The 13755-nt window shown below is 64.2% G+C and carries 9 protein-coding genes; 3 read left to right on the top strand and 6 right to left on the bottom strand.

Annotated features, from left to right (window positions below):
• The first annotated feature begins 44 nt into the window (after positions 1-44).
• From K9F62_14390 to K9F62_14380, 3 genes are all read left to right on the top strand, one after another.
• A complete protein-coding gene (locus tag K9F62_14390; protein UJX39898.1) occupies positions 45-1517 on the top strand; it encodes a DHA2 family efflux MFS transporter permease subunit in 1473 nt (490 codons plus the stop codon).
• A gap of 83 nt (positions 1518-1600) precedes the next feature.
• Complete coding sequence (locus K9F62_14385; protein UJX39897.1) at positions 1601-2083, top strand: MarR family transcriptional regulator; 483 nt, start codon at positions 1601-1603, stop codon at positions 2081-2083.
• Between the two features lie 49 nt (positions 2084-2132).
• Positions 2133-4109 (top strand): cation:proton antiporter, encoded by a 1977-nt coding sequence (locus K9F62_14380; GenBank protein UJX39896.1) that lies wholly within the window; start codon positions 2133-2135, stop codon positions 4107-4109.
• A 158-nt stretch (positions 4110-4267) separates the two neighbouring features.
• Here the strand turns inward: K9F62_14380 and K9F62_14375 are convergent, their stop codons facing one another.
• The 6 genes from K9F62_14375 to K9F62_14350 form a co-directional block, all read right to left on the bottom strand.
• Positions 4268-5164, bottom strand: coding sequence for a delta(1)-pyrroline-2-carboxylate reductase family protein (locus tag K9F62_14375; GenBank protein ID UJX39895.1), 897 nt, complete (start codon positions 5162-5164; stop codon positions 4268-4270).
• Between the two features lie 52 nt (positions 5165-5216).
• Positions 5217-5402, bottom strand: coding sequence for a hypothetical protein (locus K9F62_14370; protein UJX39894.1), 186 nt, complete (start codon positions 5400-5402; stop codon positions 5217-5219).
• Positions 5403-5628: 226 nt separating this feature from the next.
• Positions 5629-8706, bottom strand: a complete 3078-nt coding sequence (locus K9F62_14365; protein ID UJX39893.1) for an efflux RND transporter permease subunit — start codon at positions 8704-8706, stop codon at positions 5629-5631.
• 2 nt (positions 8707-8708) lie between these two features.
• Entirely contained in the window at positions 8709-9929 is a 1221-nt protein-coding gene (locus K9F62_14360; GenBank protein ID UJX39892.1) for an efflux RND transporter periplasmic adaptor subunit, read from the bottom strand.
• Positions 9930-10212: 283 nt separating this feature from the next.
• Positions 10213-11328 (bottom strand): transporter substrate-binding domain-containing protein, encoded by a 1116-nt coding sequence (locus K9F62_14355; GenBank protein ID UJX39891.1) that lies wholly within the window; start codon positions 11326-11328, stop codon positions 10213-10215.
• Complete coding sequence (locus K9F62_14350; GenBank protein ID UJX39890.1) at positions 11328-13676, bottom strand: mechanosensitive ion channel; 2349 nt, start codon at positions 13674-13676, stop codon at positions 11328-11330. Before K9F62_14350 ends, K9F62_14355 begins: the two co-directional genes overlap by 1 nt.
• Positions 13677-13755 lie beyond the last annotated feature (79 nt).

Below are 13755 nucleotides of genomic sequence, written 5' to 3'. Positions count from 1 at the left end.
ATGGGGGAAGCGGATTTTCTCACCTAGCAAGGATAATTCCCTTTATGGATTCATTCGATCACGGTTCCGGCATGTCCGGACCGCAGCCCGTCACGACTGCCCATTCTCCCGTCCTGGCCATGCTCGGGGTCAACCTCATGGTGTTCATGGCCACCCTCGACATGAGCATCGTCAACGTGGCCATGCCCACCCTGGTCAAGGCGCTGCACACCGATTTCGCCGTCATCCAATGGGTGATTTTAAGCTACGTGCTGGTCATCGCCAGCCTGCTGCTCCTGGTCTCGCGCCTTGGCGACATGCACGACAAAAAACGTATTTTTTCCATGGGGCTGCTCCTTTTCGTCAGCGCCTCGCTGTGCTGCGGGCTGGCCCCGTCGGTCCACTGGCTCATCGCCTTCCGGGCCGCCCAGGGTATCGGCGCGGCCATGAGCCAGTCCCTCGGCATGGCCATCATCACCCAGATTTCCCCGCCATCCAGCCGGGGCCGGGCCCTGGGGCTCATCGGCGGCACGGTGGCCATGGGGCTCATGCTCGGCCCGCCCCTTGGCGGCGTGCTCATCGGTTTTGCCGGCTGGCGCTCCATGTTCCTTTTAAACGTCCCCATCGGCATCGCGGCCTTTTTCGTGGTGCGCCGTTTCATGCCCACTCTGCCGCCGGTCAAGGAAGGGGAACGCTTCGACATCCCGGGCGCGATCACGGCCAGCCTGACGCTCGGCAGCTACTGCCTGGGCATGACCCTGACCCAGCGCCAGGGTTTTTCCGATCCGGCGGCAATGGGGCTGCTGGGTGTCGCCCTGGCCGGACTGGTCCTTTTCATCGCCATCGAACGCCGGGCCAAGGCGCCCATGCTCGACCTCTCACTTTTCGCCAATCCGTTTATAAGCCTCGGGCTGGCCATGTCGGTGTTGGTCTTCATCACCGGAGCCAGCGGTTTCATCATGCCTTTTTTCCTTCAGTCGGCCCAAGGCCGGACCGTGACGGAAATGGGGCTCATGATGATGATCCTGCCCTTCTCCATGGCGCTGACGGCCCCCATCGCCGGCAGTCTGGCCGACCGCTACGGCTCGTGCCTGATCCGCATCGTAGGGCTTTCGATCCTGTGGTGCGGCACCATGGCCCTTGGCGGCCTGACCGTAGCCACGCCCTGGTGGGGCTACATGCTGCGCTCCATGCCGGTGGGGCTCGGCATCGGCATCTTCCAGGCCCCCAACAACTCGTCGATCATGGGCGAGATGCCGCCGCACCGGCTCGGCGTGGGGTCCGGGCTGGCCAACTATGCCCGGGTCTTCGGCCAATCCACGGGGCTGCCACTGGTGGGTACGATTTTCACATCCCTGGTGCTGCTGCCGGGCCATGTGGGCGCGCGGACGGAACTGACCAACGCCCCGCCCGAGGTCCTGGCCGCCGGAGTGGCGGGCGTGTTCCGCTGGCTGGCCGGGCTGCTGCTCGTGGCCATCGCCCTGGCCGCGCTCACCTGGCTGCTGACGGCGCGGCGCAACCGGATGCGCCGCGCCTGAAACGGCATGGCCACAGCCACGGCAATTCCGTCTCCCATACCGCATTGACAGGGCCGACATCCCTCACCTACATGTTTTTCCACATGAGCGATCACGCCAATATTCTGGAAGCGCCTGTCTCCGAAGGGCAGGCGCAACGGCTTCAGGAAGCCGTGGAAAACCTTTTCGCCTGCTGCCAGGCCCGCATCGCCATGCAAAGCGAACGGTTCAACCTGCCGCCGGCGGCGCTGCGGGCGCTTTTAACCATGGGCGAAACCCGCTACCTGGCCCCGGGCGAACTGGGCCGCCGGCTCGGCGTGACCAAAAGCCGGGTGACGGCCGTCACCACCGGGCTCTCGCGCCAGGGGCTCATCGAAAAGCATCCCGATCCGGCCGACGCCCGGGTCATCCTGCTTTCCCTCACGCCGGCCGGCCGGCGCGCCTGCGAGGAAATCCGCACGTTCATGAGCGGGCTCTTCACCAGCATCCTGTCCATGGTGGAGCCGACCAAGCGCGAAGGGGTACTGGCCTCCCTCGAATCCCTTCGTCGCTGCATGGACGCCGTGCGGGCCGATCTCAAGGCCTGACGGGGGGATCCCACTTCCCAAGTGCCGGCGTTTCGTCCATACTGCCGCCATGGACATCCCTCTTCTTCCCGACGTCACCATCATCTTCGCCCTGGCCGTCCTGGTTATCCTGGTCTGCCATCGCCTGAAGATTCCGGCTCTGGTCGGCATGCTCCTGACGGGCGTGGTCTGCGGCCCCTACGGCCTGGGGCTGGTCCATTCGGCCCACGACGTGGAGATCCTTGCCGAACTCGGCGTCATTTTGCTCCTTTTCACCATCGGCCTGGAGCTTTCCCTGTCCGACCTGTCGCGGCTCAAACGACCGGTGTTTCTCGGCGGCGCGGCCCAGGTGCTTTTGACCTGGGGCTTTTTTTTCGGCCTTGCCATGTTCCTGGACCTTTCCGGCGGCGCGAGCATTCTGCTCGGCATGCTGGCCGCCCTCTCCAGCACCGCCATCGTCCTTAAGACCTTGCAGGAACGGGCCGAGATGGAAGCCCCCCACGGGAGGGTCATCCTCGGCATCCTGATCTTCCAGGACCTGCTCGCCGTGCCGCTGACCCTGGCCGTGCCGCTTCTGGCCGGCAGGACCTTCGGATTCACCAATTCCATCGTCTTTACGGTGTTCAAAGGCGCGGCCGTGCTCATCCTGCTGGTGGTGCTCTCGCGCAAGCTCATGCCACGCCTTTTGCTCTCCATCGTGCGCACACGCAGCCGGGAGCTTTTCCTGCTCACCGCGCTCGGCATCTGCCTGGCCGTGAGCCTGCTCACCGCCGCCATCGGCCTGTCGGTCTCCCTGGGAGCGTTTTTGGCCGGGCTGCTCCTTTCCGGCTCGGACTACCGGGAAAGCCTGCACGAGGCGGTACTGCCCTTCAAGGACGTCTTCACCTCGCTGTTTTTCATCTCCATCGGCATGCTGCTCAATGTCGCGGCGGCCTGGGACCACGCCGGCCAGATCCTCGGCGCCGTGGTCCTCATCCTGTGCGTCAAGGCGGTCATGGCCGGCATCGCCACGCGCATCCTGGGCTACCCCGCGCGCACAGCCGCGCTGGCCGGCGTGGCCCTGTGCCAGGTGGGCGAATTCTCCTTCATCCTGGCCAAGGCCGGCTTTTCCCACCACGTCATTTCCGAGCATTTCTACCAGAAGTTCTTGGCCGCAAGCATCGTGACCATGGTGCTCGCCCCCTTCCTCATCGCCGCCGCGCCGCGTCTGGCAGCGCTTTTTTGCCGCCTGACCGGCATCCGGGACACGCCCGACACCACGCCCGAACCCGGGCTTGCCGACCACATGATCATCCTGGGCTTCGGGGCCGGCGGCCGCCAACTCGCCCGGGCGGCCAAGGCGGCGGATATCCCCTACGTCATTTTGGAGATGAACCCGGACACGGTGCGTAACGAAGCGAAAAAAGGCGAGCCCATCCATTTCGGCGACGCGTCCAAGCCCGGCGTGCTGGTCCATATGGGGGTCCGCGACGCCAGGGCCCTGGCCGTGGTCATCTCCGACGCGGCAGCGGCCAGACGCGCGGTGGAAATCGCCCGGTGCGAAAATCCCGCCCTGTATATCGTCGCCCGCACGCGGTTCAACACCGAGATCAAGGCTCTGCTCGATCTCGGGGCCAACGACGTCATTGCCGAGGAGTTCGAAGCGTCACTGGTGGTTTTCGCCCGGGTGCTGGCCAAGTTCATGGTGCCGCGCGACGACATCGAGCGCATGGCCCAGGACATCCGACGCGAGGGCTACCGGGCCATGCTGCCCGATTCCCTGGCCGCCATGGCCACGTTTTCGCCGGACAAGTCCCTGGCCGGGCTCCATGTGGCGATTTTCACCGTTGACGAGGCGTCGGCCCTGGCCGGGCGCACCCTGGAGGAAATCCGGTTGCGGCGCGACCACAACCTGACCGTGGCGGCGGTGCGGCGCGGCGGGGAATTCCTGCCCAACCCCGACGGGCCGTTCGCCCTCTCCCCGGGGGACAGGCTCTACGTGATGGGAACGGCCGACTCGCTCAAAGATGGTGCCGCCCTCTTCCACGCCGCCCCCGCGGAGGCGTAGGGATTTTTGGGGAAGAAGAGCCGGGGGGAAACCTTTCTTGCAGAAAGGTTCTCCCCCCGGACCCCCTTTCCAAAGACTCTAAAAAGGGTTGATGTTGCTGGGGCGCTACCCCTTTGAAAAATTTAGGAAGGGGAGAGCGCGAGAGGGGAGAACCCTTTTCAAAGGGTTTCCCCTCTCGCACTTTCTTCCTCGCCTCTTCTCCCCCTCATGGCATGCTTGGCTCCTGCCAAGTCGAAGATGGCATGGCCTACGGTCTTGAAGATGACGGGGCCGGCGGGATGCGGCGGAGCGTCCAGGATGCGCTCCAGGGGCGTGACCTGCTCCCAGTTTACGTCGGCGCGCAGGAAATCCCCGGCCTCGACCCTGGCCGAGGGCATATCGTCCACGAAAAGCGTGGCCCGGGACACCAGCGACGCCGGCACCTCGGCCGCCTCGGGCGTAAACGACCCCACCGCCGCGACAAAGACATCGTCGCGAACGACATCCGGAAAAACCGGCTCCCGGCTGGTGGTGGCCGTGACGATCATGGACGCGTCCCGGGCCGCTGCGGCCACGTCGTCGGCTACCCGCGCCGCAATTCCCTGCCCGCCGAGTTCCACCGCCAGGGCCACGGCCCGGGCCCGGGTGCGCGACGCCACCAGCACCTCCCCCACGCCGAGCCCCTGACAAAAGGCCGCCGCATGGGCCCTGGCCTGCACGCCGGCCCCGATGACCAAAAGCGGCCCCTGTTTGTCAGCCGCCAACAGCCGGGCCGCCAGCAGGCTGACCGCCGCCGTGCGCCGGGCGGTGAGTTCGCGGGCGTCGAGCACGGCGAGCTTGCGACCGGTTGCGGCGTCGAGGACCAGTACCTCGCCCTGGATGACGGGCAGGTCCTTGTTTTGCGGATGCACGGTGATGTTTTTCACGATGGCGATGGTGTCGTCGGCCGCCGGCATGCACAGGAGCACGCCCCCGGGCACGGGCACGGTCAGGCGTTCCGGGGCCGCGACACGGCCGGCCAGACGCGCGCGCAGCACGTCGGCTATGGCGTCGGACAGGGAAAAATAATCGAACATGGGCTCTCCCGGCCCCGTCGGGCGAAGGCCCAAGCAGCGGCGGGGAGCCGGGTCAGCGCAGACGGGAGTAGATGGTGACCATGGCGCCGCGCCGGGGCGGACGGCGCTCGTTGCGGATCAAAAAAGCCTCGATCGCCTTGGCCCCCTCGACCTTGGTGACCTTGCGGTAGGCGCAGACGGCGAAGGTGACATCCCAGTCGGGATGATAAAACTTGCTGATGATATTGGGCTCGTCCATACCAAGCCCTCCCAAAGGCTTCCGTGCGGACGACAGTGCCCGCCCCCCTTCTTTTACGCCATCTTAAGCCGACGTCGCAAGCGCCTGAGGGAACCCGCCTTCTTTCAAGGATTCTTCCATAATTGCAACCCCCTTGAAAGTTTTTCGGGGAGGGAGGGGGCGCGGGGGAGGGAGGCCCCTTTTTTCAAAAAGGGGCCTCCCTCCCCCGCTTCTCTCAGCTGCCCCCTTACACGATATCCTCTTTCCCGTGCTTGCCGCCGGACAGCCAGGTCTGGAACTGGTCCATGTAGGTGTAAAAGACCGGGGTCAGGTACAGCGTGACGACCTGGGAGATGATCAGGCCGCCGGCCACCACAAGGCCCAGGGGCTGTCGCGCGTCGCCGCCCGCGCCGATGCCGAGCGCGATGGGCATGATGCCGGCGATGGCGGCCACGGTGGTCATCATAATCGGCCGGAAGCGCACGATGCAGCCCTCGAACACGGCGTCAAAGGGCGTCTTGCCCTCTCTTTCGGCCTCGATGGCGAAGTCGATGACCATGATCGAGTTCTTCTTGACGATGCCGATCAGCATGATGATGCCGATAAAGCCGTAGAGGTCGAGCTGGCGGCCGAACACCATGAGCGTGATCAGGCCGCCAAGCGCCGCCGAGGGCAGGCCGGACAGGATGGTGATCGGGTGGATGAAGCTCTCGTACAGGATGCCGAGGATGAGGTAGATGACCACGATGGCCAGAAACAGCAGGAACGGGACGCTGGCCAGGGATTCGTTGAAGGCCGTGGCCTGGCCTTCGAAGATGTAGCTGATGTTGGTCGGCAGTTCCTTTTTGGCCAGGGACTGGATGGCGGTGACGGCCTCGCCGAGGGAATACTTGCCTGCGGTGTTAAACGAGATGGTCACCGAGGTGAGCTGGCCGGTGTGGTTGACCACGAGGGGCCCCACGCCTTCGTGCATTTTGACCAGCCCGTTTAAGGGCACCATGATGGGATTGCCGTTCGCGTCCATGTTGCTGGACTTGACGTAGAGCTTGTTGAGCAGGTCCGGCCGCCGCTGGAATTCGGGCTGCACCTCCACGATGACCTTGTAGGTGTCTGTGGCTCCGTAGAGGTTGGTGACCTGCCGGGCCGCATAAGCGGTCATGAGCGCCGTCTCGATGGAGGAGGTGCTGATGCCGAGCGCCTGGGCCTTGTCCCGGTCGATGTCGATAAAGACCTGGGGCCCGTCGTTTTGCATGTCGGTGTTGACGTCGGTGATCTCGGGCAGTTTGTGCATCGCCCCGGCCATCTTTCGGGCCACGGGATAGAGTTCGTCCGGATCGGGGGAAAGCAGCGTGAACTGGTAGAGGGCCTTGGTCTGCTTGCCGCCGATCTGGATGGAGGGCGGATTGTACATGAAGACGAAGAGGTCCGGGATCTGGGCCACCTTGGGCCGCAGGTAGTCGATGATCTCCTGGGCGCTGTGCTTGCGCTTGTCCATGGGCGCCAAGAGCGGAAACATGGCCGCGTTGTTCATGGAGGTGTTGGGGCCGCCGACGCCGACAACGCCGATGAATTTGAAGATGTCCGGGTCGGCCATGAACACGCGGCCGACCTTGAGCACCCGTTCCTTCATGGTCTCGAAGGAAGCGCTCTGCTCGGCCATGCCGAAGGCGTAGAAGATGCCCGAGTCCGTGGCCGGAATAAAGCCCGTGGGAATGACGGTAAAAAGCCACAGCGTGAGGCCGAGCAGGGCCACGGACAGGATCATGACGAAAAAACGCCAGCGCAGGGCGAAATGCAGGGATTTCTCGTAGCCCAGCTCGACCCATTTGAAGAGCCGGCCCGATTCGGAAATCTTGCCCGAAAGAAACCGGCTGCACAGCATAGGGGTCAGGGACAGGGTGACGAAGCCGGAGACGAGGATGCACAGGGTGATGGTCACGGCCATCTCGTTGAGCACCCGGCCGAGGATGCCGGCCATGAACATGATGGGGATAAAGACCGCCACCAGCGACAGCGTCATGGACACGATGGTGAAGCCGATCTGACGCGCCCCGTCCAGGGACGCCTGCATGATCTTTTTGCCCATCTCGGTGTGGCGCACCACGTTTTCGATCATGACGATGGCGTCATCCACCACGAAGCCGACGGCGAGTATGATGGCCATGGCCGAGAGGTTGTCGATGGAAAAGTTGAAGGCCACCATGATCGAGAGGGTGCCGATAAGGGCCGTGGGCAGGGCCAGGCCGGCGATGATGGTGGCGGGGAGGTTGTTGAGGAAGAGATAGACGACGATGACCACCAGGATGGTGGAAATGAGCAGGGTGAATTCGACGTCGTCGATGGCCGCCTTGATGGAGGTCGAGCGGTCGTAGAGGAATTCCAGTTTGACCGAGGGCGGCAGCGTGGCCTCGATGCCCGGTATCATGGCCCGGATGGCGTCCACGAGCTGGATGGTGTTGGTGCCGGCCGCGCGCTTGACCGCGATGACGATACCCTGCTGCTGGTCGAAAAAGGCCGCATTCTTGTCGTTTATCGTGGAATTGATGGCCCGGCCCACGTCCTGGAGGCGCACGGGATTGCCGTTCCTGTAGGCGATGATCTGGCGGTTGTAGGCCGTGGCGCTGGTCAGCTGGCCCTGGGCCTTGATGGTGTACAGCTTGTCGAGGCCATAGAGGGAGCCTGTCGGCTGGAGCACGGTCTCGTTGTTGAAGGCGGTGGCCACCTCGTCCACGCCGATGCCGAGCGCCGCCAGCTTGTCCGGATTGACCTGCACGCGCGGGGAATAAGTCTGGTCGCCGTACACGGCCACCTGGGCCACGCCGTTGATCATGGAAATGCGCTGGGCGATGTAGACCTTGGCGTAGTTGGTCACGCGGTACAGCGGCATGGTCTGGCTGGACACGCGGATGTAGATGATGGGCATGTCGGCCGGGTTGACCTTCTGGAAGGTCGGGGGGCTCGGCATGTTGTTGGGCAGGCTGCCCTGGGCGGCGTTGATGTAGGTCAAAACGTCGGTGCCGGCGCCGTCGATGTTGCGCGAGAGGTCGAACTGGAGCGTGATGGTGGTGGTGCCGAGCGAGTTGCTCGAGCTCATCGACTGCAGGCCCGAGATGGAGGTGAACTGCCGCTCCAGGGGGGTAGCCACGGCCGAGGCCATGGTCTGGGGGTCCGCGCCAGGAAGGCTGGCCGTCACCTGGATGGTGGGGAAGTCGATGCTCGGCATCTCGCTTATGGGCAGCGAGAAGTAGGACACCACGCCGAAAAAGATCAGCGCCGCCATGAGCAGCGTGGTCGCGACCGGCCGCTTGATAAACAGGTCGGTCATGTCTAGTTCCCCTGGCCTTCCTTGGACGCGCCGGCCGCCTTACCCTTGCCCGCCACGGCGGCGGGGGAAACCGGACCTTCCTTGTAGTTCTGCGCGCTGACGATCTTGACGGGAACGCCGGGGAACAGCTTGATCTGGCCGGAAGTGATGACTTTGTCGCCCGCGGACACGCCCTTTTCGATCACCGTGTCCGGGCCGATCTTGCGGCCGACGGTGATGGTGCGCATCTCCACCGTGTTGTCGGGCTTGGCGATGAAAACCGAAGAGCCGTCCTGGGTTTCGACCAGGGCGCTCGAGGGCAGCAGGATGGTGTCGGCCGTGTCGGCCAGGACGACCGAGGCGTTGACGAATTGTCCCGGCCACAACACCTTGTCCTTATTTTGGAATTCCCCCTGCAAGGTGATGGTGCCGGAATTCACGTCCACGGTGTTGTTGATGACCGTGAGCGTGCCCTTGGCCACCAGCTCTGGATGGGTGGGAGGACTCGCCTCCACAGCCAGCTTGCCCTTGGCCGCATACTTGCGGATGTCGGGCAGGTATTTCTCGGCCACGGCGAACTGGACGTTTATGGGCTCGATCTGGTTGAGGGTGACGATGATATAGTCCTCGGACTTGATCAGGTTGCCGGTCTTGTACTGCTGGAGGCCGACCACGCCCGTGCACGGGGCGTTGATGTAGCAGTAGCCGAGGTTGACCTTGGCGTTTTGCACGGACGCCTCGTCCACGCGGACCTGCTCCAGATCCTGCCTGTAGGCGGTGCGTTTCTGTTCGTAGTCGTCCTGGCTGATGACGGCCTGGGCCACGAGGTCCTTATAGCGCAGCCAGTCCCGCTGGGCCTGGGCGGCGGTGACCCGGTCGCGGGCAAGCGTGCTTGTGGCCTCATCGAGCTGGGCCTTGTAGGGGGCCGGGTCGATCAGGAGCAGGGGCTGCCCTTCCTTGACCAGGTCGCCTTCGGCAAAATAGGTTTCCTTGAGCACGCCCGAAACCTGGCTGCGGACATTGACGGTGCGCAGGGCGTACACATGCCCGATGCCGTCCACGGCCAGCGGCGCGGTGGTGGCCTTGGCTTCCACCACCGTAACCTCGACCGGGGTCGGAGCTTCGGCCTGGGGCTTTTTCCGGTCACATCCCGCCAGAAGGGCGGCGACGGTCAGCGCCAGCACGATAAGCAGGCAGGAAGCGGTTCTCGGCCGGGAAGCGACGCGCGGGGGTGCGACAGGCATGAATGCGGTCTCCTCTCTTTAAAACGCACCGTGCCTGCAAAAGCGGCTGGGCGCTGGGAAAAATCCTTGGTTTGGGAATAGTGATTGTTTCCAACATTCAAGCGGTAAAGTCAAGGCATTAACGGATGATGTCGCTATATTGCCGCATTGAAAGGAGCACTTGGCCGGCACGTTCCTTTGAGAAGGAATATACGAGAGGAAAAACCTTATGAAAAGAGCCGTAGCCCCTTTCGCACTTCCCCTTTCCCCCGTCCTTCCCTTTTGCGGCATCACCGGGGGAAACCTAATGCACCGCGCCCTTGCCCAGGTAGGGCCCGAAAAGCTTCAGCCGGTACTCGTGATCCTCCATCCGCCGCAGCAAGGCCACATTGACGGCCTTGCGCAAAGGGGAATCCCGGGAAAAAGCGAAACCGTAGAGCTGGGGATCGAAAAAGCCCGGCAATATTTTGATCTGGCCGGGGAAATCCTTGTGTACGTAATAACGGAGTATGGGCTGGTCGAAAACAAAGGCGTCGAGGGAGCCGGCCGCGAGCGCCTGAAGCCCCTGCATGGCCGTATCGTAGGGCACCACGCCGATGTGGGAGGCGACAAGTTCCGCCTGGCCCGAGGAGTCGCGCTTGACGCCGGTGCGGACCTTGTGCAGGTCGTCCTGGTCATGCACCTGGCCGGTGTCCAGGGAGGCCATGGTCAGCGAGGTGGTGATGCCGGCGGTAAACGAAGCCAGCAAGGCGACCGAAGCGAACATCCAGACCAGGGCCACGGCGCGGCCGAACAGCGTTTTCGGCGTGGAGTCGCCATAGCCCACCGAGGTCATGGTGACGGCCGACCACCACAACCCGTCGCCGATGCCCCGCTTGCCCGGCCGGAAATTCCCGGGATTGCGCTTGCGTTCGATGGCCCAGACGAGGGTGCCCACGGCCAACAGCAAGGTCAGAAGTGAGAGGATATAGAGAAGGACCTGCGACGAAAACAACGTGCGCAGCACATGGCGGATGATCCCGACATGCTCCTTGGCCGGCACGGCGATGCCAAGGCCGGTGTAGTAAAACGGCTGGGAGAAATCCATGACCGCTTCGCGGTCAGGCGTTATGGACAGCGCCGAAACCCCGACATCCAGCGAGCCTTTTTCCAGGGCCGCCAGCAGCCCGACCAGGTCGTACTCGCGCTCCTTCCATTCCAGCCCCATATCCCGGGCCACGTCGCGCCACAGGTCCATGGCGATGCCGACGAAATGGCCGTGCTCGTCCTTTATGACAAAGGGCGGCGCCTCGACGATGCCGATGGTGACCACCTTCGGCGGGGCGACCGCGGGCGCCTTGCGAGCCCAGGCAGACGGGAGCAGCGCGCCACACAGGCACGCCATCGCCAGCATGAACGTCAACATCGGGCGGTGTGGCATCACGCCTCCCCGGAGCGTGCCGCCGCCGGGGCCGGCCAGCGTTTCCTGACGTGCACCCGGCGCAGCGTGCGCGAGCGTTTGAACGTTTCCGAGCGCTTGCGCCGCAATTCCTCGCGCATGGCGTCGAGTTGCATGGCCTCCGTGCCCTTGGGTTTGTACTTCACCTTCACGCCCTGGAACGCCAGCATGACCTTGTTGTCCTGGAACTCCTGGTCGATGGTCGTGGCCAGTTCCGACTGCACCTGGAACTTCTTCATGAAGTTGTCGATCCAGACATACAGCTCGAACTGGAGCCCGAAACGGGCGAAGGCGATCATCGCCACCTCCGGCGGCGGACTCTTCAAAACGTCGGGGTGCTTCTTCGCCGCGGCGAGCAGGATTTTGCGCACCTTCTTGAGCTTGGTGCCGGGGGCCACCGTCACGGGGATGGTCAGGCGCATGGAAGCGTCCTGGTAGGTGAGGTTGACGATCTCGCCGCGCAGAAAGCTCGAATTGGGAATGATGACCGTGGTGTTGTCCAGGGTGCGCATGATGGTGTTGCGCACCGACAAGTCCACCACTTCGCCGAAATTCTTGCCCTGCTGGATGATGTCCCCCTTCTTGACCGCCCCGCCGAACATGATGATCAGGCCGCTGACGAAGTTGTTGACGATGTCCTTGAGGCCAAAGCCGATGCCCACCGACAGGCCACTGGCGATCCAGGTCAGCGCCCCGAGCGGCACGGCGAAGAGATGCAGGCCGAACAGCACGAACAGCGTCCAGGTCAGATAGGAAAAGACCGCGCCCATCGTGTGGGCCAAGGCGGGCTCCACGGTCCGGCCGCGCAGCCGCACGAGAGCGAGCAACTGGGCAAACCAGGCCTGCACCAGGCGCAACAGGAAAAAGACGACGCACAGCATGGCCAGGGCGTCCAGGGAAAAGGTCGCCTTGCCGATGGAAAAACGCATGCCAAAGACGCGGTCCATAAGTCCCGGGCCGCCCATGAAGACCAGCACCCAGACCACATACAGCGTGGCCATCAGCGTCACGGCCAGCGGCCCGGCCAGACCGGCCAGGGAATGCTTGCGCCCGGCGGCCAGCCCGTCCAGGCGGCGTTGGATGGCCGCCGTGAGCCCGAGGGCCAAAAGCAGCATGAAAAGCGCTTCGGTCAGGGCGGTCGCCTGCGGGCCAAAGCCGAAAAGACCGGCCGCCGCCGTGGCGGCAAAAAAACCGACGATCGAGGGCCCGGCGGACCCGGCGCGGCGCAACCGCACGATGGCGAAGGCGGCCACCACCAGCCAGAGCGCGCCGACGATGCTGGCCGGCGTATTGACGACGTCCAGACAGGCGGCGGCGGTGAAACACCCGAAAAGCACGGACAGCACCGGCCCATGGGGCATCAGCAGCACAAGCCCCCAGCAGGTCGCCAGCACCCAGGGGAGCGACGTGAACTGGTTTCCGGCGAAAAGGACGGTGTGGCGGGCCAGGCCCAGCCCCAGGCCGACGGCGAGCCAGAAAAGCCCCGGGCGGGAAAGCTCGCCGACCGTCGGCCAATGCCGCCGGGCCAGGGTGATGACCGCCCCAAAGGCCGCGAAGCCGAAAAGCCCGGTCAGCCAAAACCGGCCCCAATCGGTCCAGGCCAGGATGGGCCCCCAAAAACGCGGCGCGGTATCGATCCATTGGCGCAGATCGTCCATGGCGCCGCGAAGATTGCCCAGCCGCAGCAAGGAACCGGAAGAAGCGAAATAGGTCTCGCCGAAAAGGCGCACGAAACGCTCGACTTCGTTTGTTCTGGCCTCGCGGACATCCTTTTTCAGGCCCGACGCCTGGGACAAGGCGGCATCCACTTCCGTCTTGACCGTGTCCACCTCGTCCTTGAGCGCCTTGAAATCCCGCCCGGGGCCGGCCAGCTCCTCATTCACCAGATCGGTGTATTCCCGACTGGCGTTCTGAAGCCGTATCTGGCGCAGGGTGGCGTATTCCTCCTTGGTGCGGGCCAGCCTGTCGTGCATGTCCTCCAGGGAGCCGCTGGCCGCGTCCACGGCGTTGTCGATCTCGCGCAACTGCATGATGAGCGTGCGGCTGGCCCAGGGCGTTTCCCCGGCCACGCCCCGCAACAGCAACACCTGATCGAGGCGGCTGCTCTCCTGGGCCAGGGTCTGGGCCAGGGCGGCCCTGGCCGCCGGCAACTTTTCCTTGATATGCGCAAGCTCACGTCTTTTTAAGACGATGCTCTGGCGCAGCCCCTCCGCGATAGAACTCCACAGCGTCGGATCCTCGCGGTCGGCCAAGGCGGAAGACGGCCCCCACGACAGGGCCAGGCCACACAGGCAGCAGAGCGTCAGGCACGACAGGCGCAAGGCGTTCATAAAGGCTCCTGGGACCGACCATTTGCAGGCATACCAAGGCAGTAGCCTGCAAACGCCTCTCGGGGCAAGCCCTGTATCG

Origin of the sequence: Desulfovibrio sp. JY (genome assembly GCA_021730285.1) — a bacterium.
In the GTDB taxonomy this organism is placed as follows: Bacteria; Desulfobacterota; Desulfovibrionia; order Desulfovibrionales; family Desulfovibrionaceae; genus Solidesulfovibrio.
This window is presented reverse-complemented; position numbering and strand designations above follow the sequence as displayed.